General features: G+C 75.5%; 18 protein-coding genes. 9 read left to right on the plus strand and 9 right to left on the minus strand.

Translation table 11 applies throughout. The features are described from left to right. Nucleotides 1-15 precede the first annotated feature (15 nt). Together OHT74_RS04455 and OHT74_RS04460 are read left to right on the plus strand one after the other, a co-directional pair. The gene (locus OHT74_RS04455) at nucleotides 16-567 is read left to right on the plus strand and encodes an isoprenylcysteine carboxyl methyltransferase family protein (RefSeq protein ID WP_328623256.1); all 552 of its coding nucleotides are present in this window, start codon (nucleotides 16-18) and stop codon (nucleotides 565-567) included. After that, on the plus strand, nucleotides 564-1,589 hold the full coding sequence (locus OHT74_RS04460; RefSeq protein ID WP_328619412.1) for an NAD(P)/FAD-dependent oxidoreductase: 1,026 nt from the start codon (nucleotides 564-566) through the stop codon (nucleotides 1,587-1,589). The genes OHT74_RS04455 and OHT74_RS04460 overlap by 4 nt, the downstream gene beginning before the upstream one ends. Nucleotides 1,590-1,667: 78 nt before the next feature. On the opposite strand, the gene OHT74_RS04465 is transcribed toward OHT74_RS04460, so the two are convergent. Continuing rightward, a complete protein-coding gene (locus OHT74_RS04465) occupies nucleotides 1,668-2,105 on the minus strand; it encodes a hypothetical protein (RefSeq protein WP_328619413.1) in 438 nt (145 codons plus the stop codon). Between the two features lie 235 nt (nucleotides 2,106-2,340). Here OHT74_RS04465 and OHT74_RS04470 point away from each other — a divergent pair, with 235 nt between their 5' ends. The 3 genes from OHT74_RS04470 to OHT74_RS04480 all read left to right on the plus strand — a co-directional run bounded on the left by OHT74_RS04470 (nucleotide 2,341) and on the right by OHT74_RS04480 (nucleotide 4,902). Further along, nucleotides 2,341-2,529, plus strand: a complete 189-nt coding sequence (locus OHT74_RS04470) for a DUF6381 family protein (RefSeq protein ID WP_383513136.1) — start codon at nucleotides 2,341-2,343, stop codon at nucleotides 2,527-2,529. Between the two features lie 110 nt (nucleotides 2,530-2,639). Further along, nucleotides 2,640-3,149 carry a mycothiol transferase gene (locus OHT74_RS04475; protein ID WP_266660805.1) on the plus strand — a complete coding sequence of 170 codons (510 nt, stop codon included), beginning with the start codon at nucleotides 2,640-2,642 and terminating at the stop codon, nucleotides 3,147-3,149. Between the two features lie 94 nt (nucleotides 3,150-3,243). Continuing rightward, entirely contained in the window at nucleotides 3,244-4,902 is a 1,659-nt protein-coding gene (locus OHT74_RS04480; RefSeq protein ID WP_328619414.1) for a carboxylesterase/lipase family protein, read from the plus strand. A 7-nt stretch (nucleotides 4,903-4,909) separates the two neighbouring features. On the opposite strand, the gene OHT74_RS04485 is transcribed toward OHT74_RS04480, so the two are convergent. Continuing rightward, a complete protein-coding gene (locus tag OHT74_RS04485) occupies nucleotides 4,910-5,674 on the minus strand; it encodes a hypothetical protein (RefSeq protein ID WP_328619415.1) in 765 nt (254 codons plus the stop codon). 77 nt (nucleotides 5,675-5,751) lie between these two features. On the opposite strand from OHT74_RS04485, the gene OHT74_RS04490 reads away from it, so the two are divergent. Next, the gene (locus OHT74_RS04490) at nucleotides 5,752-6,276 is read left to right on the plus strand and encodes a hypothetical protein (RefSeq protein WP_328619416.1); all 525 of its coding nucleotides are present in this window, start codon (nucleotides 5,752-5,754) and stop codon (nucleotides 6,274-6,276) included. Between the two features lie 85 nt (nucleotides 6,277-6,361). On the opposite strand, the gene OHT74_RS04495 is transcribed toward OHT74_RS04490, so the two are convergent. The 5 genes from OHT74_RS04495 to OHT74_RS04515 form a co-directional block, all read right to left on the minus strand. Then, nucleotides 6,362-8,269 (minus strand): hypothetical protein, encoded by a 1,908-nt coding sequence (locus OHT74_RS04495; protein ID WP_328619417.1) that lies wholly within the window; start codon nucleotides 8,267-8,269, stop codon nucleotides 6,362-6,364. Continuing rightward, on the minus strand, nucleotides 8,266-12,174 hold the full coding sequence (locus tag OHT74_RS04500) for a vWA domain-containing protein (protein WP_328619418.1): 3,909 nt from the start codon (nucleotides 12,172-12,174) through the stop codon (nucleotides 8,266-8,268). The genes OHT74_RS04495 and OHT74_RS04500 overlap by 4 nt, the downstream gene beginning before the upstream one ends. Further along, a complete protein-coding gene (locus OHT74_RS04505) occupies nucleotides 12,171-13,334 on the minus strand; it encodes an ATP-binding protein (RefSeq protein ID WP_266660817.1) in 1,164 nt (387 codons plus the stop codon). Before OHT74_RS04505 ends, OHT74_RS04500 begins: the two co-directional genes overlap by 4 nt. Nucleotides 13,335-13,436: 102 nt before the next feature. After that, a complete protein-coding gene (locus OHT74_RS04510) occupies nucleotides 13,437-18,389 on the minus strand; it encodes a DNA-binding protein (RefSeq protein ID WP_328619419.1) in 4,953 nt (1,650 codons plus the stop codon). Next, entirely contained in the window at nucleotides 18,386-19,255 is an 870-nt protein-coding gene (locus tag OHT74_RS04515) for a DUF4132 domain-containing protein (protein WP_266998824.1), read from the minus strand. The genes OHT74_RS04510 and OHT74_RS04515 overlap by 4 nt, the downstream gene beginning before the upstream one ends. A 230-nt stretch (nucleotides 19,256-19,485) precedes the next feature. On the opposite strand from OHT74_RS04515, the gene OHT74_RS04520 reads away from it, so the two are divergent. The 3 genes from OHT74_RS04520 to OHT74_RS04530 are packed head-to-tail and all read left to right on the plus strand — an operon-like array spanning nucleotide 19,486 to nucleotide 21,189. Then, nucleotides 19,486-20,220: an HNH endonuclease family protein gene (locus OHT74_RS04520; protein ID WP_328619420.1), complete on the plus strand. Its 735-nt coding sequence runs from the start codon at nucleotides 19,486-19,488 to the stop codon at nucleotides 20,218-20,220. Continuing rightward, nucleotides 20,217-20,498 carry a hypothetical protein gene (locus tag OHT74_RS04525; RefSeq protein ID WP_266660825.1) on the plus strand — a complete coding sequence of 94 codons (282 nt, stop codon included), beginning with the start codon at nucleotides 20,217-20,219 and terminating at the stop codon, nucleotides 20,496-20,498. The genes OHT74_RS04520 and OHT74_RS04525 overlap by 4 nt, the downstream gene beginning before the upstream one ends. Nucleotides 20,499-20,541: 43 nt before the next feature. After that, nucleotides 20,542-21,189, plus strand: coding sequence for a hypothetical protein (locus tag OHT74_RS04530; protein ID WP_328619421.1), 648 nt, complete (start codon nucleotides 20,542-20,544; stop codon nucleotides 21,187-21,189). 41 nt (nucleotides 21,190-21,230) lie between these two features. Here the strand turns inward: OHT74_RS04530 and OHT74_RS04535 are convergent, their stop codons facing one another. Next, on the minus strand, nucleotides 21,231-21,764 hold the full coding sequence (locus OHT74_RS04535) for a GNAT family N-acetyltransferase (protein ID WP_266660829.1): 534 nt from the start codon (nucleotides 21,762-21,764) through the stop codon (nucleotides 21,231-21,233). Nucleotides 21,765-21,855: 91 nt separating this feature from the next. Next, on the minus strand, nucleotides 21,856-23,040 hold the full coding sequence (locus OHT74_RS04540; protein WP_328619422.1) for an alpha/beta hydrolase family protein: 1,185 nt from the start codon (nucleotides 23,038-23,040) through the stop codon (nucleotides 21,856-21,858). Between the last annotated feature and the right edge of the window lie 24 nt (nucleotides 23,041-23,064).

Raw genomic sequence — 23,064 nt, forward strand, 5'->3', positions numbered from 1 at the left:
AACCCGATCAACCCCATGGACCTGTACCTGCTGCTCATGGCGCTCGTCGTGGCCGAGCGGCTCGCCGAACTCGCCGTCGCCCGCCGCAACACGCGCTGGAGCCTGTCCCGCGGCGCCATCGAGTACGGCCGCGGCCACTATCCCGCCATGGTCGCCCTGCACACCGCGCTGCTGCTGGGCTGTGTGGTGGAACCGCTCGTCGCCGACCGCCCGTTCCTGCCCGCGCTGGGCTGGCCCGCACTCGCCCTCGTACTGGCGGCCCAGGGCCTGCGCTGGTGGTGCATCAGCGCCCTCGGCCCGCGCTGGAACACCCGGGTGCTGGTGGTCCCGGGACTGCCGCTGGTGGCGGCGGGGCCGTACCGGCTGCTGCGCCACCCGAACTACGTCGCGGTCGTCGTGGAGGGTGTGGCGCTGCCGCTGGTGCACAGCGCCTGGATGACGGCGGCCGGCTTCACCGTGCTGAACCTCCTGCTGCTCGGCGTACGCGTCCGCTGCGAGGAGGACGCACTGGCCCATGCCGCGCCGATCTACCGCAGTACCGTACCGGCGGAGGGCAGGGCCCGGTGATCGACCTGCTCGTCGCGGGCGGCGGCCCTGCCGGGCTGGCCACGGCCATCCACGGGGCGCTGGCCGGGATGGAGGTCGTGGTCCTGGAGCCGCGCCCCACCCCGATCGACAAGGCCTGCGGCGAGGGCCTGATGCCGGGGGCCGTCCGCCGGCTCCGGGAGCTCGGCGTCTGCGTACCGGGCAGCCCGTTCCGCGGCATCCGCTACCTGGACGGGGTGAGCGGGCTGCACGCCGAGGGGCTGTTCCGCACCGGGCCGGGTCTCGGCACCCGCCGCACCGTCCTCCAGGCGGCGCTGGCCGAACGCGCCGACCGGCTGGGCGTACGGGTGCTCGCGCGGCGCGTCGGCGAGGTCCGCCAGGACGCGGACCGGGTCGGCGCGGCCGGCCTGACGGCCCGCCACCTCGTGGCGGCGGACGGCCTGCACTCCCCCGTCCGGCGCGGCCTGGGCCTGGCGGCGCCGCCCGCCCCCGGCCGGCCGCCCCGCTACGGGCTGCGCCGCCACTACGCCGTCGAGCCCTGGAGCGACCTGGTCGAGGTCCACTGGTCGGCGCACTGCGAGGCGTACGTGACCCCGCTGGGGCCCGGCCGGGTCGGAGTGGCGGTCCTCACCACCGAACGCGCCCCCTTCGACGTACAACTGGCCCGGTTCCCGCTGCTGTGCGAGCGGCTGGCCGGGTGCTCCGGTTCGGCGGTGCGCGGCGCCGGGCCGCTGCGCCAGCAGGCCCGGGTGCGGGTCGCGGGGCGGGTGCTGTTCGTCGGTGACGCCGCGGGGTACGTGGACGCGCTGACCGGCGAGGGGCTCACCCTGGCCGTGACCGCCGCGGGTGCACTCGTCCGCTGCGTACGGGAGGGCCGGCCGCAGGCGTACGAACGGGCCTGGCGGGAGCTGTCGCGCAGCTACCGCACGCTCACCGCGTCCTTGCTCTGGGCACGCCAACAGCCCCGGCTCGCGGGGCGGATCGTCCCGTTGGCGGCCCGGCTGCCCAGGGTGTTCACGCACGGGGTCAACCTGCTCGCGTAGGACGGCGGGACCGGGCGTGGTACGCATGCCACGGGGGCGGGACCGGCACGAACCGCCGGTCCCGCCCCCGTCGCGCGGTCAGCCGCCGGCGCCCGCCCGGGCCTGCGGTGACCGGTTCAGGAGCGCCAGGCCGGCCAGGACGGCGGCGGCCGCGGCGCAGAGCACCGCCGTGACGCCCGCCCAGGCCAGGGAGGCGCTCGCCGCGCCCTCCAGCGGGTCGAACCCCGCGACTCCGCCGACCACGTGCAGGGCGACGACGGCGACGGCACCCGCCGCACCGGCCCGCCACGCGGCGGCGGTGTCACGCACCGCCAGCAGCGCGCCGAGTCCCAGGCACAGCACGGTGGCGAAGAGGGGAGGGAGGGCGGTCGGGGCCTGGGACGGCAGGGCCGTCAGGTCGCCCGGCAGGTGCAGGACGCCGCAGACCAGCAGGGCGGCGGCCACCGGCCAGCGCAGGACGTGGCGCAGCGCCCCGGACCGGGTGGGGGTAGCCGCAAGCGTGATGGGGTCATTCATGGAACGCTCCGTTCGCCGACGCGCGGGTCTGCACATCGCACGCCGGTCAACGTGCGTCAGGGGAAGCGCACGCGCAGTCACATTCAGCGGCACCCCGCTCCGCTGCGCCATTCGGGGCGGGCAAACGGGGGAGCAGCCCGCCGGGCGGTCACCGGAGCAGACGGTTCGAGATGCGCCCGCGCGGCGCTGCTGGTTCGCTGAATCCGGCCTCCTTACCCCCCACACCCGAGGAGTGATCATGAGCGCTGGCGAAACCCAAGGCCGGGTCCGGCAACTGCGCGAGAAGGCGCAGGAGCTGAGCAAGGCGGCGGAACGCTCCACCGATCCGGAAGAGCGCCGAAGGCTCCAGGAGAAGGCCCGCCGGCTCCAGGAGCAGAGCGAGAAGGAAGGCAAGATCGACGACCGGGGCATGGATCCCATGTAGCCCGGCGTCACCTCACACATCGGCCGGTGGCCACGGGCACCGGCCGATGCCGTACTTCACGTCACGTCACGTCATATCGGTGGTTTCGCGGACACGTCTGGGGACGGTGCATGAAGGCTACGGAGGTACTGGCCGATGCGTACGGGCGCATCCGGGAGGTGGTGCACGACGTGGTCGAGGGGCTATCGGCCGAGGAGTTGAACGCGCGGATCGACCCGAAGGCGAACTCGATCACCTGGCTGGTGTGGCATCTCGCCCGGGTACAGGACGACCACGTGGCGGACGCGTCGGGCCTGGAGCAGGTCTGGACGGCACAGGACTGGTTCACCCGCTTCGCTCTGCCGGTACCTGCCGAGGCCACCGGCTTCGGGCACACCGCGACGCAGGTCGGGAAGGTCGTGGTCGAGTCGGGCGACCTGCTGCTGGGGTACTACGACGCCGTCCACGAGCAGAGCACCGCGTTCATCCGCGGACTCGCCGCCGCCGATCTGGAACGGGTGGTCGACGAGCGCTGGGACCCGCCGGTCACCCTGGGGGTGCGGCTGGTCAGCGTCATCGCCGACGACCTCCAGCACGCCGGCCAGGCGGCCTACGTACGGGGCTCGCTGCAGCGGCGGTAGCGTCCGACGCCGAACGCCCCCGCACGGCACGGACGTTGACCGGATTTCCGGCCGACTTCGGGGAAAGCATGGCAGTGACGAAAGGCGGTCGCCCGTGTCCCGTGCCCGTTACCCACGACGCTGGAACGCCCGGTGGAGCGCCGTGTGGTGTGCCGTGTGGTGCGCCGTGTGGTGCGCCTTCCTCCTGCTCGCCACCGCGGCCGGACCGGCGTCCGCCGTGGCGGGCGCACCCGCCACGGACCGGCCCGTGGTGGACACCGACCGGGGGCCCGTACGCGGCCGGGCGCACGGCGCGTACCGCTCCTTCGAGGGGATCCCGTTCGCGGCGCCGCCGACCGGGCCGCTGCGCTGGCGGCTCCCGCAGCCCGCGGCGCACTGGACCGGCGTACGCGACGCCGGGGCACCGGGCGCGCGCTGTGTACAGCTGCCGCCGGTGGGGCCGGGCGGGCCGAGCGGCTCCGAGGACTGCCTGTACCTCAATGTCACCTCGCCGAACGCATCGGCCTCGTCGGCTTCGGGCGGGCAGCGGCGGCCCGTCATGGTCTGGTTCCACGGCGGCGGCTTCGTCAATGGGGCCGGGGACCTCTACCAGCCCGAGCAGCTGGCCGTCCAGGGCGACGCAGTGGTCGTCACCGTCAACTACCGGCTCGGAATCTTCGGCCTCTTCGGGCATCCGGCGCTCGGCGGGGCCCCCGACTTCGCCATCGCCGACCAGCAGGCGGCGCTGCGCTGGGTGCGGGCCAACGCCGGGCGCTTCGGCGGCGACCCGTCCGACGTGACGCTGTTCGGGGAGTCTGCGGGCGGCCTCAGCGTCTGCGCCCACCTCACCTCACCGGCCTCGGGCGGCCTGTTCCAGCGGGCGATCCTGCAGAGCGGCTCGTGCTCCATCACCATGCCGCCCCGCTCACTGCTGCCCACCCTGGGCCGGTACGAGCCCTTCGTGCCCGAGCAGCGCACCCTCGCGGCCGGGGTGTCGGCGGCTGCCGAGCTCGGCTGCGGCCGGCCGGAGCCGGGCGCCGTACTGGACTGCCTGCGCGGGATCGACGCCGCGACGCTCACGACCCCGGAGCTGATGATGCGGTTCTCGCTCGTCTCCTACGGCAACCGCCTGCTGCCCGAGGAACCCCGGCGGGCCCTGGAGGCCGGGCGCTTCCACCGGGTGCCGGTGATCGAGGGCAGTACCCGGGACGAGATGCGGATCTTCCTGGCGCAGAGCCTGGAGGCGTTCCCCATCCCCGACGCGGGCGCCTACCGGGCCCGGGTGGAGCAGTCGTTCGGCGCGGCCGCCGTCCCGGCCGTCGAGGCGCAGTACCCGGTGGCTGCGTACCCGACGCCGGCGCTGGCCTGGGCCGCCGTACTGTCCGACGCCTCGTTCACCTGCCCGGCGCTGCGGGACAGCAGGGCGGTGGCCCGGCACGTGCCGACGTACGTGTACCGGTTCAGCGACCGGGACGCGCCGAACTTCACCGGCCTGCCGGAGGTGGAGGGGTTCCCGTACGGTGCTTCGCACGGCTTCGAACTGCCCTACCTGTTCACGATGGATGCCGCCCTGACCGCGCCGCAGCGCGAGCTGTCGAAGCGAATGACCGGCGACTGGACGGCGTTCGCCCGCACGGGCAGGCAGCCCGCCACATGGCCGCGGTTCGGCCCCGCCGGATCCGTGCTGTCCTTCGCGCCGGGGCCGGGCGGCATCCACGTGGTCGACGGGCCTGCGGAGCACCACTGCGCGTTCTGGGACGTGCAGTGGCCCTGAGCTCCGCTCACCAGGGCTCGGTGGTGACCACGTCCCCGTCCGGGGTCCGGACGGTCACCGTGCCGTGGTCCCCGTACACCTGCTGCCGCCACGACACGAACATCTGCGCGATCCGGCGGCCGTCCTCCGCCAGGCCCTTGCCGACGGATCGGGTGGTGAAGGTGACGAGTGCCTCGCCGGCGTCCCGCCCCTTGCGGACCCGGGCCTCCCTGACGGCTCGCTCGGGGAGGAAGAGGTCTGCTCTGGTGCGCCGCTCGGCGTAGTAGGCGTTGAAGTCCCGGGTCATGTCGAACCACCCCGCACCGCCGCAGGGGCCCGCACCGTTGGTGATGTCCCCGTCGGTGGGCGGATTCGGCGCCCCGGTGTCCTGATCGGTGGGCGGACCGGCATACCCACCGGTCTCCTGATCCGTGGGCGGCCCCGCGTACCCACCGGTCTCCTGATCCGTGGGCGGACCGGCGTAACTCCCCGTCTCCTGATCCGTCGGCGGCCCGGCGTAGCCACCCGTCTCCTGGTCGGTCGGGGGACCGGCGTAACCGCCTGTTTCCTGATCCGTCGGAGGCCCGGCGTAGCCGCCGCCTTGCTCCTCCGTCGGCGGATCCGGCAGACCCGTGCCGCCGCCCGTCGTCCGGTCGAGGCCGCAGGTCTCCTTCGCCGGCGCGGGCGGCGCGGCGGCTTCCCCGGCATGTCTCGTGCCACAGGCCGCGAGCGCGGCGCACAGGAGCCCCGCCACCGCCGCTCTCCCGGCCATGGACACAGCTGTCCTCGTCATGGTCCTCCCCCTTTGCCCAGGGAGAGGGGATCACGCCGCCCGCGGTTCCACGTCCCGGCGGCGGCTATCGTGCCGCCATGACCGGCCCCGGGCAGCGCCCTCTCCTCTTCCTCGACGTCGACGGACCGCTCATCCCGTTCGGGGCCACGCCCGAAGAGCTCCCGGACGGCTATCCGACGTACGGGACACGGCCCGACGCGAACCCCCTCCTCGCCAGGATCGATCCCGGGCTCGGACCCCGCCTGCTGGCGCTGCCGTGCGAACTGGTGTGGGCCACGACCTGGATGGACGACGCGAACGAGTGGGTCGCGCCGCGCACCGGACTGCCGGATCTGCCGGTGGTGGCCTGGCCTGACCCGTACGAGGAGGAGAGCCCCCGGGAGCGGATCCACTGGAAGACCCGTGCCCTCGTGGACTTCGCCGCCGGCCGCCCGTTCGCCTGGGTCGACGACGAGATCACCACGGCCGACCGGACCTGGGTGACCGCACACCACCCCGGCCGGTCCCTGCTCCACCGCGTGGACCCCCACTTCGGCCTCACACCCGCGGACTTCGCCACACTCGCCGCATGGCTGCGCGGGCCCGCCCACGACAGACCGTGAGCATGGACCGGGGCACCCCGTGCGCGGGCGACTGGTGCACCTGCACCATCCTCACCGACGCATACGCCGCCCGGCTCGAGAGCCCTCAGGTCCAGGACGCGGCCACCAGGGAGCGTTCCGCCGCGGCCAGGTGGGTGGATGCGGCCAGCCAGGCCCAGGCGTAGGCGTCGGGTGAGGGGTCCGTCAGGCGGCCGAAGGAGTCGCGGGGGCGGCGGTCCGCCTCCGCGGCGAGAGCCGTGGCGAGCTCCGCCGCCGCGGTGAAGCCGGCCCGGCGCAGCGGCCCGTACGAGGTGAGCGGCTCGGCGGTGCGTGCCGCCTCGGCGACGGCGCGTCGGCCGCCCGCGACCCCGGTTTCCAGCAGTCGGCGTACCCGCCACAGCGGTGAGTCGGCCAGCAGGTCCGGAGCCTCGGCAGCGGAAGCGGGGGCGGGGGCGGGGGTCTCGGCCGTACCGGGCGGGAAGTGGCTGCCCTGGAGCAGGTCGTAGCCGAGGTCGGCGCGGCCCAGCCACTCCTCGGGCAGGCGCAGGGTGTACTCCGCGCCGGGCACCGGCCCGACGGCGAGCGGCCGCAGGGTGGCGGCGCGGTCCAGGTCGGGCCGGCCCAGCACGCGGAGCACCAGCCCCGGATGGGCGGCGATACGGCGGAGGTTGGCCGTGTGCGGCAGTTCCGGGTGGGGGTGGGCGGCGCGCAGCCGCAGCAGGGGCGCGTCCGCTCGTACCTCGCGGACCAGGAGGTCCTCGCCGGCCGCCCCGACGACGGTGACCTCGCAGCCGAGGAGGGCGGGCGCGGCTCCGTCCGGGTCGGTGTCCCGGTCGGCGAGCCGGGCTGCCACGGCCTCGGCCGCCGGGCGGGCGAACAGCCCTGCGGCCGGCTCCTCGGTCCACCGGACTCCGCGCAGCGGGGTCGCCTGGACCCCGCGTCCGGCGCCGAGGCGGCCGTCGGCGGAGACCGTGGCCCCGGCGATACGGAGTCCCCCGCGCGCGAGGCCCGCATGGTCGAGGGCGGCTCCGCCGAGGGCCACGGAGGCGGAACCGGCGCCGCGGGCGCGGGCCAGGCCGCCGGGGCGGACGTCGGAGACCGAGTAGCGGGCGCCGTCGGGGGCGAGCAGGTGGGTGACCACTCCCCCGTAGCCGGTGGCCGACAGGACGGGCTCCCGGCACAGGCCGTACACCCGCAGGCTGCCGCCCGGCTGGTAGGCGCGGCGTGCCGTGCCGGTGAGCGCCGGGCCGGGCGTTCCCGAGGCCAGAAGTCCGGCGGTGTGCAGGAGTTCGCGGAAGGCTCCGGTGAGGTCGCCGAGCCGGTGGGCGCCACTGCGCTCCCGGGCGGCGCGCAGGCCTCGTACGACGCGCAGAGTGGCGGCCTCGGCCCGGGGCAGCCCGGCGAGGCGCGCGGTGTGGGCGGCCCGCAGCAGCTCGGCCTGGACCACGGCGCCGCCGGCCGTGACGCCGGCCGCGAGGGCCTCGGCGGCGGCCTGCCAGAGCGCGGCGGCAGCGCCGAGCTGGGCGGCGGTGAGGGCAACCGGCGCGGGTTCGGGCGTGCTCGGCGGAGCGACGGGCGCGGACCCCGAGGCGGCTTCGGCCCCTCCGGGAACGGCAGCGGGCGCAGCTCCCGGCACCGAGCCGGCCTCGGGATCGGGCTCCGGCGGCAGCTGCCCCGCGTCCGCGAGCGGCGCCGCGCCGAGTACCGCGGCCCGGTGCAGGCAGCGCGGCGCCAGCAGGCAGGTGCAGACGGCCTGTTCGGCCGCGGTGACCGTACCGGCCGGGCCCGGCCGCAGGGTGACGAGCGCGTCCTCGCCGAAGCGGACGGTGACACTCCCGTCGTCCGCCCGGGCGGCGCCCGCGGCGCAGCCCTCGATGGCGGCGTCGAGCTTCTTGCGCAGCCGGGCGGTGAGGTTCTCGACGGCCTCGGCGAGGACCTCGGGGGCGACGGGCGGAAGGAGCCCTGTGTTCACATCGGCACTCAGCTCGGTATCGGCGTTCGTCTCGGTACTCAACGGGGTTCTCCACGGAGGCGGTCGCCGACCCAGCGGGCGAGGGCGAGCGGGCTGAGGGCGGCCACCGGCATGCCGGCCGCGACGAGCTGCCGGGCGACGGGGACCGAGTACCGGGGGGCTCCGGCGTCGTCGAGCGCGGCGCAGCCCAGCAGATGGGCTCCGGACGCGGCCAGTGCGCGGACCTCCCCGAGGAGTCCGCCGATCGGCGCGCCCTCCTCGAAGTCGCTGACCACGACGACGAGGGTGCGGCTGGGCACGGTGATCAGGGACCGTGCGTGGGCCAGGCCCGCCGCGATGTGCGTACCGCCGCCGACACGGACCTCCAGGAGCAGCGAGAGCGGGTCCTCGACGCGGTCGGTGAGGTCCACGACCTGGGTGGAGAAGGCCAGGAAGTGGGTGGACAGGGTCGGTACACCGCCGAGGACGGCGGCGGTGAGGGCCGACCAGATGACCGAGGCCTCCATGGAGCCGGAGACGTCGACCACGAGGATCAGCCGCCAGTCGGCCTCGCGGCTCGCCCGGGTGCTGAACACGGGCCGTTCCGGGACGACGACCACCCGGCCGTCGTCGAGGCGGCGGGTGTGCGCGAGGTTGGCCCGCAGGGTCCGGGCCAGGTCGAGCCTGCCGCCGGGGCGGCGGGTGGGGCGCGGGGTGGCGAGGCCGGAGAGCGCCGGGCGCAGCCGGGTGGCGAGCTCCTTGGCGAGTTCGTCGACCAGCCGCCTCACCAGGGGCCGCAGTCGGGCGAGTTGGGTCTCGGGCATGCCGCCGGCCAGCGACAGGACCGAGCTGAGCAGTTCCACGGAGGGGCGGACGGCCGCCGGGTCGAGCTGGCTCAGTACGTCGGAGCGGCCCGCGTCGGCCGCGTCGGCGAGCACCTCCTCGCGTACGTCGGCGCCGAAGAGCGATTCGAGCTCCTGCGACCATTCGCGGGCCGTGGGGAACGAGGGCTCCTGTCCCCCGCCGTTGCCGCCGTTGCCCCGGCCGCCTTCGAGGTCGGCGGCGCCTTCGCCGCGGCCGTTGCCGTACAGCTCGTCGAGGGCGTGGGCGTAGCGGCGGGCGCCTGCGGGGAGCCGGTCGCGCTGGCGGCCGAGCAGCAGGCGCCAGCGGTCTGCGGGGGCCAGCCGGTGCTCTCCGCGCAGGGGCGCGGGCAGGGGCGGTACGGGTACCTCCGGATCGGGGCCGGGTTCGGGAGCCGGGGTGTCCCCGGCCGGCAGCGGAAGGGCCTTGAGGGCCGCGGCGCCGGCGGCGTCCGCGGCGGCCCAGAGGGCGAGCAGGGCGGGCGGCGCGTCGAGGGACAGGTCGATGCGGTCGCCGAGCCGCTCGGTGACGGTGTCCAGCAGCCGGTCGCGGGCGGCCGGGGCGAGTACGTCGAAGCCGCCGCGCAGGGCCGGGAGCCGGTCCAGGAACTCCTGGTCGGCGAGGCCGTCGATCCGGTCGAGGACCGGGGTGAGGGCGGCCGCGGAGGAGTCGAGCAGCGGTCCCGCGGCGGCCAGGACTCCGCCGAGGCGGCGGGCCAGGGAGCGCCGGCCGTCGGGGGCGGCGGCGCCGTCGATCCATCCGGCGGCCCGGCCGCCGAGACCGGCGGCCGGATCGAGATCGAGGAGGACCCGTACGGCCAGTGCCGCGCCCTGCATCAACGGGGATGCGGTGGCGGTCAGTTCCGCCAGGGCGGTGTCCATCCGCAGGCCCAGGTGCAGGGTGGCGGCCCGGTCGGCGAGGGCCACGAGGGCGCGCGCGTCGCCGTGGTCCTCGCTGCCGGCGAGTCCGGGCAGGGACCGTACGGCGGCTTCGAGGAGCCGGTCGGTGAGCGCGGCCGCGGCGGTGCGGGAGCCGTCGGAGGCACCGGGGAAGTGCCCGCGGGCGAGCCCCTCCAAGAGATCCAGCGACTCGAGGAGTTCGGGCAGGGTCGCGGTCTGCGGAAGGACCTCGCCGGCCTCGTCCAGCCGTACGTCGACCAGCTCGGGCAGATCGCACCGCGCGGCGGCGGCCAGGCCGGTGAGGATCTGGGCCGGGGTCGGACCGCCGTCGGCGGCGGCCCGGCGGGCGGTCTCGCGCAGGGTCCCGGCGGCGGCCTGGGCGGCGGTGACGCCGCGGACGCCGGCCAGGTCGAGGCGGGCCGGGACGGAAGGCGTCCAGGTCAGCCGCCACTTGGTGCCGAGGGCGGTGCCGTCGCCGGTCGCGGCCACGTCGAGGGGCTCCCCGTACGAGGCCCCGCAGACGGCCAGCCGCCGGAGCAGGACCTCGCGGCGCCGGTCGAGCGGGGAGCGGAGCGGGTCGAGGCGAACCTCGCGGGAGGCGGGCTCCTCGGGGCCCGGCAGCCGCAGCTCCGCCAGCTCGGCCTCGACGGAGGGGCCGAGTCCGGAGCGCGGGGCGTGCGGGGTGATCCGGCCGCGGCCGGTGCCGACGAAAACGGCCTCCAGCGCACGGGCCAGCGCCCGGCCCCGGCCCAGGGGTTCGCCCTGGCCGAGCACGGTGGTGACGGCCTCGAGGAGTTCGCCCCGGCCGGGGGCGGGGAGCCCGCGCAGGACGGCCAGGTCGCAGGCGAGCCGCAGCGTCTCGGCGGCCTCGCCGGTCCCGGCGGTGTGCCCGGCGCGGCGCAGCTCCCTGCAGATGCCGGTGAGGGCGACGGACGCGGCATCCCGCACCCGCACCGGATCCCCGCCGGCCTCGAGCACGGCCTGCTGCCAGAGCGGATCCCGGATCCCGGCGGGGTACCCGGAGCGGGAGTCGAGCAGATCGAAGGAGTAGGGCACGAACGAGGTGACGGCCCCCTCGCCGGCATCCACCCCGGGCACGAGAGCCGGCCCCTCGGCCACTCCACGGACGGCCGCGCCCGAAGCACCCGCCGGGCCGGCGACGGAGCCTGCCCCGCGCCCACCACCGGGCGCCGGCGTTTCCGGGGCGGAAGCGTCCGCCCCGGAACCGGGCACCGGCACCTCGTCCGCTGCCGGGGCGCTGTTCCCTGGCCCGGGAGCGGGTTCCGCCACCACGACGGCCGCGGGCTCCGTGCCCGACGCGCGGTCCGCACCGGTGGTCCGGGACGGGGCCGAAGGAGCGCCCTGGCCGGCCCGTACGGCAGCATCCGTCGGGGCGGAGGCGACAGCCGCCGGTGCCGGGTCGGCGACGAGGGCCGGGGCGTGGAAGGCGCCGATCAGGGCGGCGACCTTCCGGCCCCCCGAGGCGGCGGCGTTGACGACGCTGCGCATGTGGGCCTCGCGGGCCAGGTCGGTCGCGGGGACGGGGCCGTCCTGGCGCAGGGCCCAGCCGACGCCGAGGGCGGCCCGCCGGACGGCTTCCGGGGCGCAGCCGGGGGCCAGCACCTCCACGGCCCGGTCCCACAGGTCGTCACCGTCGCGCCCGGTCCCGGACGCGGTCAGCGCCTGCGCGAACAACCGCCGACGGCCGTGCGGCGAGTCCTCGGACGCGTCCTGGTCCGAGGAGGGCAGGGTCCAGCCGGGGTCGGTCAGCGGGAGGTCGCAGCAGCGGACCTCCGCGCCGCGCGCACGCGCCCAGCGGATGGCGGCCAGCTCCGGGGAGAAGTCCGCGAACGGGTAGAACGCCAGCCCGCCGTCCCGGCCCGTACCGGCCAGGGCGACGGGAGCCGCGGTCTCCGGGTCCGCCAAGTGCTCCAGCCACGGCTGGAAGTCGGTCGGCAGCTCGACGCACACCACCTCCGCCTCCGAGGCGTCCAGCAGCGCCGGAACCACCGCCGCCAGCGCGGGGCTGTGGTGGCGCACACCCAGCAGGTACGGCGCACGGGACGCGGCGAGCGCACCCACGGCGTCCCGCGGATCGGCAGGCGCGGAGGCGGACGCGGCGGTCCGCACGTCAGCCGGGTTCGCGGCGGCGACCCGGCGCGTATCCGCGGGCTCCCCGGGCCGAGCGCCCGGAATCGGCCCGGTCATCGGAGGTTTCCGCGGAGGTCCCAGAGGCGGCGCCACATCGCCGAGCCGTCTTCCGCGCGGCGGCGGACCGGGCCGTCCCAGTAGCCCAGCAGGCGGCCGTGGTCGGCCGGGTCGTCCTTGCGGACCACGCCCAGCAGGTGGCCCGGCAGCAGGTCCAGTACGTCGCCGCCCGGCAGGTACGCCGCGGCGACGCCCAGCGAGGCCGCCACCTGGACCGCCTCGGCGGTGGACATGACCGTACCGGGGCGTTCCACGTCCCAGCCCTCCGCCGAGCGCCCGGAGCGCAGGTCCCGGAAGACCGTGACCAGCGCATCCAGGACCGCGTCGTCCACCCCGAACGCGGCGCCCGCCCGCTGCACCGCGGCCACCGCCTGGCGGCGGATCAGCGTGGCCTCGGCGTCCGCGTCCGCGATCGGCGCGACCGTCTCGAAGTTGAAGCGCCGCTTGAGGGCGGCGGACATCTCGGAGACACCGCGGTCACGCAGGTTGGCGGTGGCGATGACCGTGAACCCGGGGGCCGCGGAGACCACCGCGTCCTCGGTGGCGGTCAGTTCGGGCACGCTCACCCGCCGGTCGGACAGGATCGACACCAGGGCGTCCTGCACCTCGGGCAGGCAGCGGGTGATCTCCTCGACGCGCACCACCCGCCCGGTCCGCATCGCGGAGAGCACCGGGGAGTCGACGAGCGCCTGGGAGGTGGGGCCCTGGGCGAGCAGCAGGGCGTAGTTCCAGCCGTACCGGAAGGCGTCCTCCGTGGTGCCGGCGGTGCCCTGCACGGTCAGCGCACTGGTACCGCAGACGGCGGCGGCCAGCAGCTCGGACAGCATCGACTTCGCGGTGCCGGGCTCGCCGGTGAGGAGCAGGCCGCGTTCGCCGGCGAGGGTGACGACGCAGCGCTCCACCAGGGCCCGTTCGCCGACGAACTTCGGGGCGATGGCCAGTTTGGCCGGGAGCCCGGCACGGCGGCGCCCCGGCAGGGCCAGTTCCACGCCTTCGCTGCCGCACACGAAGGTGACGACGGCGCGCGGGGTGAGCGCCCAGCCGGGCGGGCGGGGGCCGGTGTCCTGGGCGGCGAGGAAGGCGAGTTCGGCGGAGTACCGCTCTTCGGCGGGCAGGGCCTGCCGGGTGGCGGCCGGGGCAGCTGTTTCGGTCACGGTCATGAGGTGTGTCGTGTCCTTCGGGGTATGTGCGAAGTCGGTGGGATGTGTGGGGAGGGGCCCGGGCGGCGCACTGCGCCGCCCGGCCGGCTCACCGGTCGGCCGTCAGCGGCGTCGCGTGCGGGTGCGCTTGACCTTCAGGGCCTCGAAGCGCGGTACGTCGCCCTCGCGGACCCGCTGCCAGGCCCTCCGGTAGAGGTCAACGGCCGGCTCGTCCGGGACCAGCACGCCCAGCACCGGCCGCCCGGCCGGGGCCAGACCGTACATCGGGAGCTTCCACCGCTCCACCGGCAGCACCGGCGAGGACATCTCCGCCCAGCCGCCGGGCAGGAACAGCGAGCGCCCCGCCCGGGTCCGGGAGGCCGTCACCACCAGCTCGGTGGCGGCCAGTTCGGCACGGGCGGCCTTCAGCCGGGCCGGCTTCCAGCCCGTCCAGCGGGCCACGTTGCGGTCGGTGGGGTCGGGCATCGCGAGCAGCGCCAGGTACACGGCGGCCGCGTCCGCGCCCAGGCCGTGGGCCTCGGAGACCTCTGCCACCAGCTCGGGCACCGAGCGGCTCGGGTCCTGCGGCCACCACGTGCCGTCCTTGTCGGCGGCTCCTGCCGCCGGCGCGCCCGGATCCGCCAGGAGAGCCGCGAACCGCGCGTCGTGGACGGCCCGCAGCGCCGTCTCCACCGGCGACGGCTGCTGGTCCTCGCCGCGCAGCGCCGGCAGGTACGGGTCGGAGCCGGTCGAGTCGAGCAGGGCCGTCCGCAGGGCGGGCTTGGGCCGGTCGTCCGCGGTGGCCATGACCACCGCGCCGTACCGCTCGTAGCCCTCGCCCGTCTCGGTCGGCGTGCCCGCGGCCTTCCGGAAGTCCGGCAGGCTGGTGAAGTGCCCGATGCTGAGCATCAGTTCGGGCGCGGCGAGCCGCTGCCGGACGGCGGTCAGGGCGGGCGGCAGCGCGGCCCGCAGGGGGTCCCCGGCGGGCAGCCGGTGGGCGGCCCAGGCCGTCAGGGTCAGCGCGCCGGTCAGGACGGTCGAGGTGAAGGGGTCGTCGGCCGGTTCGCGGGGCTCGACGTGGTCCCCCTTCACCTCCCAGGCGACGTCCACGCTCAAGGGGCGCGACTGTGCCGGGCCGAGGATCGCGGCCAGCGCCCGGTGCGTGGACCAGCCGGTGCGCGCGGCGCGCGTGGCCTCGGCGAGCAGCCACTCGGGCACGGGCGTACGACGACCCACGAGACGGTTCCACGCCTGCGCGGCGGCGGCCACGTCCGGACCTTCGGTCCACAGCCGCGCCGGGTCGGCGGGCAGCAGCGCGGCGACGACCTCGCGCCGCACCTCGATCTGGAGGCTCTTGAGCTCGGACCGGGCGTGCTTCGCGTCGGCCGCCTTGACGCCCAGGGCGGTGCGCAGTTCGGCCGGCAGGAAATGGTGCTCGTAGCTGTCGATGTTCGGCAGGCCGGCCAGCAGCAGACGCGCCAGCGTGCCGGACACCCCGGTGAGACGGGCGAACTCCTCAGCGGCTTCCGGCAGGAACGGCGCCGTTCCGCGTTCGGCGGCCTCGGCCAGGAAGGCCGTCAGCCAGCCGGGGCCGCGCTCCCGGTCGCCGAGCGGGGCGTCGCCGCGCACGGTGTAGGGGCCGGGCACGGCGAAGCGGCCGGCCGGGTCGTACAGCAGCGCCCCGAACTCGTGTCCGTCGGGTACGGACACGCTGTGCTCGGTGAGGCCGAGGACGGCTCCGCCGCCGAGCGGGAGCAGGCTGCGGTGCGAGGTGTTGCGCTCGATGCCGTCGGGGGTGCGCAGATGGCGCTGGTCGAGGTGGACCAGGACCCGGCGCCAGCGGTCGGCGGAGCCCTCGGCGGAGTCCAGCCCGAGCGCGTCCACCCGGCCCAGCAGGGTGCACAGGGCGGTCCGCTGCTCGTCGGTGGTACCGACGGCGACGGCGCGGTACGCGATCGCCGCGGGCTGGTCCAGCAGCTGCGTGAACGGGAGCGCGGAGTACGACAGCTCGGGCAGGTCGAAGTGGAGCCGGCCGGGGACCTCTTCGGCGCCCGTGTCGGCGGCCGCCCGGACCAGCCCGTCCAAGTAGCGGTAGGCGACGTCGCTCTGGGCGCCCCAGCGGTAGTACCCGGTGCCGACGAGCCCGTACAGCGCGTCGGCGATCAGTTCGTCGGTCGGGCCTTCCGGCCCCCGGTCGGCCGCCGCACCCGTGTCGGGGTCCAGCCGGGCGGCGACCTCGTCCAGCGCCTTCTGCTGGACGAGGGCGAAGCGGAGGACCTCGATGATGCCGCCGATCAGCTTCGGGGCGGTGACCTGCGGCAGCGCGGCGCTCACCACGTCGGGGAGGTCGGTGACCGCTTCGGCCGTGGCGGCCGCCTCGAGCAGGGCGCCGATCGTGGCCCGGTCCGCCGCGCGCAGGGCGGCCGAGGCCTCGGGGTCGCGTGGACGCAGCGCGTACCAGAAGGGCAGCGGCGGGAGGTCGACGCTGCCGGTGGCGAAGGCGGCGTTGCGGTAGTCGCTGCGCGACTGGGCGGTGACCACGCCGTCCGGGTCGCTGATGCTCAGCTCGCGCCAGCGGTGCGTCAGGGCGCGGGGCCGCTCGTCGCCGGGGAAGGCGAGCGCGGCGACGGGCATCTCGCTGCCCTCGGGCACGCTCACGGTGCGTCCGGCGGTGTCGGCGCCCTCCCAGCCCCGCCCGGGGAGGCGTACGGTGCGCCAGCCGAGCAGGCCGTCCACGGGTGCGCCGAGGACCGAGCCCTCGACCGTGGGCGCGGGCCGCAGCCAGGCGGACTGGGCGGGCACGGTGGCGTCTGCGGGGTGCGCGCGCAGGGCGTCGGCGAGGAAGCCGGGCTGCGAGAGCCGCCCGAGGGCGCCGTCCGAGGGGTCGTACTCGCGCCAGCCGCCGTCGTTGTCCTGGTCGCGGCGCTGCCACAGCCAGTACGAGGTCCCGTCGTGCAGCAGGGGCTGCTCGCTCGGCAGCCTGGTGTCTCCCGCGTGCAGGACACCGCCGCCGGTGGTGCGGCCGCCGCCGGGCAGGGGCAGGCTGATGTCGTCGGAGCGCAGGTTCCAGTGGTTGCCGGAGTGGTCCAGGGTGAACACGGTGCCGGGCGCGGTGTGCCAGTAGCCCTCGATGCCCCCGCCGCCCCAGTGGGAGGACCAGAAGACGAGCAGTTCGCCGTCGACGTAGTGGAATCCGTACCGGTGCGAGGTGCCGCTCGGCGCCCGCAGGTCGTGGGTGAGCACGGTGGAGTCGGCGTCGATGACGCGGACCTGGGCGGAGTTGGCGACGATCAGGTGGGGCCAGGCCTCGACGACGGTCAGCCCGTGCCCGCCCTGGCCGGCGGGTGTCATCTCGGCGATCGCGGACTCCCAGGCGGGCCAGGACAGTTCCTCGAAGAGGCCGGCGCGCAGGGTGCGGGCGAGGGTTTCGCCGAGGTCGGCGGCGGCCGCGGCGGCCACCTCCTCCCGGGCGAGTTCGAGGGCCTCGGCGGGCAGCCAGGTCAGCCGGCGGATGGCCTCGGGCAGGCCGGGCAGACCGGCCGCGGTGGAGGCGCCGGCCACGTCGTGCATCCACTCGGTGAGCATCGGGCGGCCGCCGGGCGAGGCGGCGAGCAGCCGCATGACGTTCACCGAGTCGGCGTCACCGCCGAGGCCGTACGCGGCGCGCCGGAAGGCGGGCCGGAAGCGGGGGTCGGCGGCGATGGCGAGGAGGTCCCGGCGCTGGTCGGAGCCGGCCCAGGCGGCCAGGTTCAGCTGGTCGTGGCGCCGGTGGGATGTGGAGTCGGTCTCGGGGTCGGTGACCGGGATGTCCAGGGAGAGCAGCAGGTCCAGCAGGTCGGCGTCCTCGACGCCCACCTTCAGGCCTGCTTCGCGGCCGGGCTCGGCGAGTTCGGTGCGCAGCCGGTCGGCCGCCCGGGTGACGAGGTCGAGCAGGGCGGGCAGCGTGGGGCGCGAGCCCCAGCCGCTGTGGCGGGCGGCGTGGAAGCGTTCGAGCCAGCCGGCGGCGCCGTCGGAGCAGCGCTGCTCGGCGGGCAGTTCGGCCGCGATCAGCCCGGCGGTCGCGCCGGATTCCTCGAGCAGGCCCAGCCAGAGGGCGGAGAGTTCGCCGTCGCCGCCGCCGGGCGGCATCAGACCGAGCAGGGTGCCCCGTACGGCCGGCACCCGGCGGGCCAGCGCGACGAGGGCCGTGCGGTGTGCCTTCCACCAGCCGTACGCGGCGCGCAGGGTGGCGGGCAGCGGCAGCAGCTCGGCGAGGTAGTCCTGCTCGGCCTCGGTGCCGGTCAGGCCGGCGGCCCGGGCGAGGCGGCGCAGCTCGGTCGCGGCCTGCGCGGAGGGCGGCAGCCCGCCCGCGGTGCGGCGTACGCACAGGCGGCGGAAGCGCTCGTGGGCCTCGGCGGGGCTGACGCGGCCGGACAGCTCCTTGCCGTAGCCGGTGAGCACCTTCACCGGGAGGGCGCCGACCAGGGCGAATTCGAGGAACACGCCGTCGAGGCGGTCCTCGTCGACGGCGAGGCCGTGCTGGGCCTCGCTGGTCCGGGCGCGGCCGAACAGCTGGGCGGCGTACGTGGTGTTCTCGACGGCGAGGAAGACGCGGGCGGCCTGCTCGTAGAAGACGGGCAGGAAGTGCGGGACGGCGGCGGCGAGCCGGCCGGCCAGTTCGTGGCAGGCGTCGAGGGCGGCCTTGGGCTTGGTCTTGGCCTGGCGGGCGAGCCGGTCGAGTTCGGGGACGACGGCGAGGGCGTGGTGTCCGTCCTCCGGGTGGTGCACGAGGACCCATTCGGGGAAGCCGAGGGCCTGGCGCTGGCCGAGGCCGACCACGGGCGGCTCGCCCTCGTCGAGTACGAGTCCCAGGAAGCCGGCGGCCAGGTCCTCGGCCGGACCCAGTTCGGCGGCGGCCAGCCGGACCACGACGCGGTCGTCGGCGAGGGCGGGGTGGCGGTAGGTGCGTGCGGTCAGGTCGACGGCCGAGGGGCCTGCGCCCTCGGTGCCGCTCGGCAGCACGGCGCCGGCCTTGAGCAGCAGTTCGGCGTCGGCCGCGGTGTCGGTTGCCCTCGTGGTGCTGGTGGTGGTGCTCATCGCGCGTCCCCGCCCTCTTCGATCTTGCGCCCGGCGTACAGCGCCGCGGCCATCCGCATTCCCTCGGACCAGGCGACCGGTCCGACCTCCGTCAGGCGCACCGCCCGGCCGTTCTCGTCGTGCCAGCTCAGGGCGCCGGTGCTCGTCTCGTCCTCGTAGTACGGCTCGCCGATCCAGACCGCCGCTTCCGTACCTCCGCCCGTGTCGCGGACCTTGCAGGTCGCGTAGCCGCCGGAGACCCGGTAGCCGAGGCCCGTCGCCCGGGCGGCCAGGCCGAACCGGCTCGCGAAGACCCCGCCCGCGTAGTCCCGTACCTCGGTGGCGGTGGCCGCCAGACCCTCCGGCTTCTCCCACGTCGGCCGGTGGATCTGCTCGACGCGCTGCACGATGCCGAGTTCGGCCGCGAAGTCCCGTACGTCGTCCAGGTCGGGCAGCAGCACCGGGTGCGGCAGGGTCACCGTGCGCGGGGAGAGCCGTACGGTCTCGCCGTCGAGGTTGACCACCTTCAGCTCGCCGGAGGCGGTGGCGTCCCGCAGGAAGCCCACCTCGTCCGGGTCCTCGCCGACGACGGCCATGTCGCGCAGTGCGTTCTGCCAGGCCTCGTCCGGCCAGACCTGCGCGAGCAGCGCCGTCGGCACGGGCAGCGAGGAGACCATCCAGGTGTCCACCTGGGCGATGCAGGCGGCCTCGTGCCGATCCAGCCATTCGGCGAGCCGGCGCAGCCGGTCCACCTCGGGGTGGTCGCGCAGCGCCTTGGGCAGCGTCTTCAACTGCCGCCCCGCCGTCCGGCCGGTGGCGGACCGCGCCGCCACCTTCCCCTCCACCAGGGCGATCTCGTACCCCTCGCCCGCCGCCAGCCATGCCATCAGTACGTGCCCCTCCGCCTGCCCGATCCGGATGCGCGCAGCGTCGACCAGGGGGAAAAGACCCCCTGAGCTGCGGTATGCGGGGAGACTAGCGAGAGCCACTGACAATGCCCCACGAGGGGGCCCTGCTCGACGTCGGTGCGGGCGCGGCCGGTTGGGCGTCCGGTTGAATGTCCGGTTCTGGGTAGTCTTTCCCGGACAGGGTGCGGAGCCGGCTCGGGGTGGGATTCATGGGACGTCAGATACGTGTACGCGGTGCGGTCCTGGCGGCGTCGGTGCTGCTGGCCGCGGCCGGGTGCTCGGGAACGGGCACGACGGACAAGGACGCGAAGCCCTCGGCGCCGCCGCCCTCGGCCGGGACGTCGCCCTCCGCTCCGGGTGCGGGCGACGCCAAACCGGCCGCCGGGGACGTGCTGCCCGGCCTGGTCACCGCCCAGGTGGCCCGGACCCGGCTGGCCGCGCTGAAGGTCGCGCCGCCCGGCACCATGGCCGGCTACAGCCGGGCCAAGTTCACGCACTGGGCCGAGCAGGGCAACAAGTGCGACACCCGCGAGGTGGTCCTCAAGCGCGACGGCAAGGACGTCACCCAGGACTCCGAGTGCAAGGCGGTCTCCGGCACCTGGAAGAGCCTGTACGACGGGGTGGTGGTCACCGAGGCGTCGAAGATGGACATCGACCACATGGTGCCGCTCGCCGAGGGCTGGCGCTCGGGTGCGGCGGGCTGGGACGCCGCGCAGCGCAAGGCCTTCGCGAACGACCTGACCCACCCTCAGCTGCTGTCGGTGACCGCGGCCACGAACCGGTCGAAGGGCGACCAGAGCCCGGACCTGTGGCAGCCGCCGGACAAGTCGAGCTGGTGCCAGTACGGGCGGGCCTGGACCACCGTGAAATCGACGTACGGCCTGACGGTTACGGAACCGGAGAAGAAGATGCTCGGGACGATGCTGGACAGCTGCGCGGCATGACCGGACGGCAGCAGTGGTACGACGGGGTCCTGGCCGGGCCCGGCGGGGCGATGACCGACGAGGTCGGCGTCATCACGGGCCCGCTGACCGTGCGGACGACGGCGGTGGCGGGCGGGCGGGTCCGGATCGAGATCCAGTACACGGACGCGGAGGAGTGGTACACCCTGACCGGCAGCCCGGTCCCCCACCACGGCGACCCGGCCGCCGTCCACGCCGCCGTGCTCGCCGCTGTCCGCGCGGGCCATGCGGCCGAGGCCCCGGGCCCGGCCCCCTCCTGACCCACTGCGGCAGGCCAGGGCGATGATCAGCATCATGGTCCCCATGACACCTATATCCACACCGACACCGATCACGGGCATGGACCTCACCGGCTTCACCGAGCGCGAGCAAGGGGTCTGGACCGACGAGAAGGGCCTCGTCCTCTCGGTCCATTTCTTCCCCCTGGTCCCGGATCTGCCGGCGCCGCTGCAAGAGACCGACCGGCTCCGGCACGGCCTCGCCCGGTCCGTGGCCCGCGCGGGCGGAGGGCTGATCGAGGCCGTGCCCGGCGAGGTGGACTCCGTCCCGGCCGTACGGCAACTGGTCAAGGTCCGGCGGCCGAACACCGGGCACGGGCTGGTGTTCCTCGCCTCCTGGACCGTGCCGAAGGCGGGCTGCAGCACCGTGATCAAGGTGCAGGCGGGCGAGCAGGGCACGACCGGGATGCGGGAGGCCCTCGTCGGCGCCCGTGTGGGCCACGAGAACTACTTCCGCCCGCACCCGTACGGGCCGGACGTTTCGGGCGGACTGCCGTACCACGTCGCCGACCTCGAGGAGTGGGACGCGGAGTTCCCCGAGCACCCGCTGACGCTGGTCCGCGGCGCGCTGCGGCGGATCGCCCCGACGGTGGTCCTGGACGAGCGCTTCAAGGCCCTCCCGCCGTTCGGCCCGCCGGCCGCCCCGCGGCGCCGCTGGTTCCGCCGGCCCTGATCCGCCGGCCCTGATCCGCGGGCTGCGGAAGAACCCTCGGGTCAGCCCTCGTACTCCGACAGGTCGATGCTGTGGACCTGGAGCAGGTGGCCGTGCTCCGGGTCCGTCGTGTCGAGGTCCAGCACCATGCCGAGCTTGCGGATCACGTTCTCGGACTCCTCGTGGCCCGACCGGTTCACCGCGATCACCCGGTCGAGGCCGCGGTCCTGGAGGGCGAACTCCAGGGTGGCCTGCGCGGCCTCGGAGGCGTAGCCCTGGCCCCAGTACTGCCGGCCGAGCCGCCAGCTGACCGCCACGAAGTCCCGTGCCTCCGCCGGGGACTGCGCCACGGACAGGCCGACGGCCCCGATCAGCTCCCCCGAAGCCAGCAGTTCGACGGCGAAGAGGCCGAAGCCCTCCTCGTCCCACTCGTCCTCCCAGCGCTCGATCTCCTCGGCGGTCTGCTCAAGGTCGAGGGTGGAGCCGTCGCCGATCCAGCGCATCACGTCCGGGTCGGCATTGATCTCCGACAGGGGGACGAGGTCGTCGTCGGTCCAGCGGCGGAGAAGGAGTCGGGGGGTACGGATCTCGGTCATGCCCCCATCCTGCCGAACACCGCCGACCAGCGGTAATCGGGCCGGCCCGGGCGAGCAGCACGTACCCGATCACCACCCCGCGTGCCGCGGATCACGGATGGTGGAAGCGGACCTCCGGCGCCTCGGGGCTCGGGCCGTCGAGCAGCGGCTGCGGCACGCCCTTCAGGTGCTGGTCGAAGAAAGCGCCGACGTAGCGCCGGGTCAGGTCGACCGAACGGGCGCCGGGCAGCGGCGACAGCGGGGGCAGCCCGAGCTGGTCGCTCATGGCCGGCCAGTCCGTGAAGGTGAAGTGGTTCGAGTCGTCGAGCGTGATCCAGCGCTTCCAGCCGTCGAGACGCTGCCAGTTGGGGTCCCAGCTCGCCTCTCCGGTCCCCGTCCCGCCCGGGCGGGATTCCTGCGCGCCGAGCAGCATGAAGGGCCGGCCGTCGAGCCCGCCCGCAGGCACCGGCGAGAACACCCCGCCGTCCATGTCGATCCCGGCGCGGATCCGCGGGTCGGTCGCCATGGCGGCGACCGCGGCGGAGCCGCCGATGGAGTGCCCGGCCATCGCGATCCGGCTCTGGTCGATCAGGCCGGCGTTGCGCCAGGCCGGGTGGCGGCCGGTGAGCCGGTCCAGCAGGAAGGACACGTCACGGGCGCGGTTGTCGGCAACCAGCTTGGCTCCCGCCTCGCTCTGGGCCTTCCCGCAGGCCAGGCAGGTCAGGACGCGCCCGCCGGGGAAGGCCGTCCCGGAGGTCTCGTACGCGTGGTCCACGGCGGCGACCACATAGCCGCGGGAGGCGAGCTCCTCGGCGAGGGAGGTGAGGGTGGCGCGCGGGACGGTGAACCCGGGCGACAGGACGATCAGCGGGTACCGGCCCGCCACCGGGCGGGCATCGGACCGGGCGTAGGCCTTGGTACCGACCAGGCTCTCGACGGCGACGTCCTGGTCCAGCTTCCGGTCGGCCAGCAGCAGCCGGGCCTCCTCGTGCGTGAGCCAGGGGCGGACCGGACCGCCGGTGCCGCGGTGGGCCGGGTAGCGCATGGTCACCATCAGCTCGCGCGGGCCGGACCCCGCCCACGGGTCGGTGCGACTGCGGTCCACCAGGTGCAGGGTCTCCTGGCCGACCGCGAACTTCCCGGTGGGGCGGGGGAGTTCCGGCAGCACCACACGGGTGTCCGCGGCGGCGGACGCGGCAACCGGCTGGGCGGCCGCGGCCGCGCCCGCGGCGGCGAGCGGCAGTGGCAGGAGGAGGGCGAGTAACGCGAGGGATGCAGCGGTTCGGCGTCGATTCATGATGCCGAACCTATGCGGATGCCC

The organism is Streptomyces sp. NBC_00354 (assembly GCF_036106915.1).
Lineage (GTDB): Bacteria > Actinomycetota > Actinomycetes > Streptomycetales > Streptomycetaceae > Streptomyces.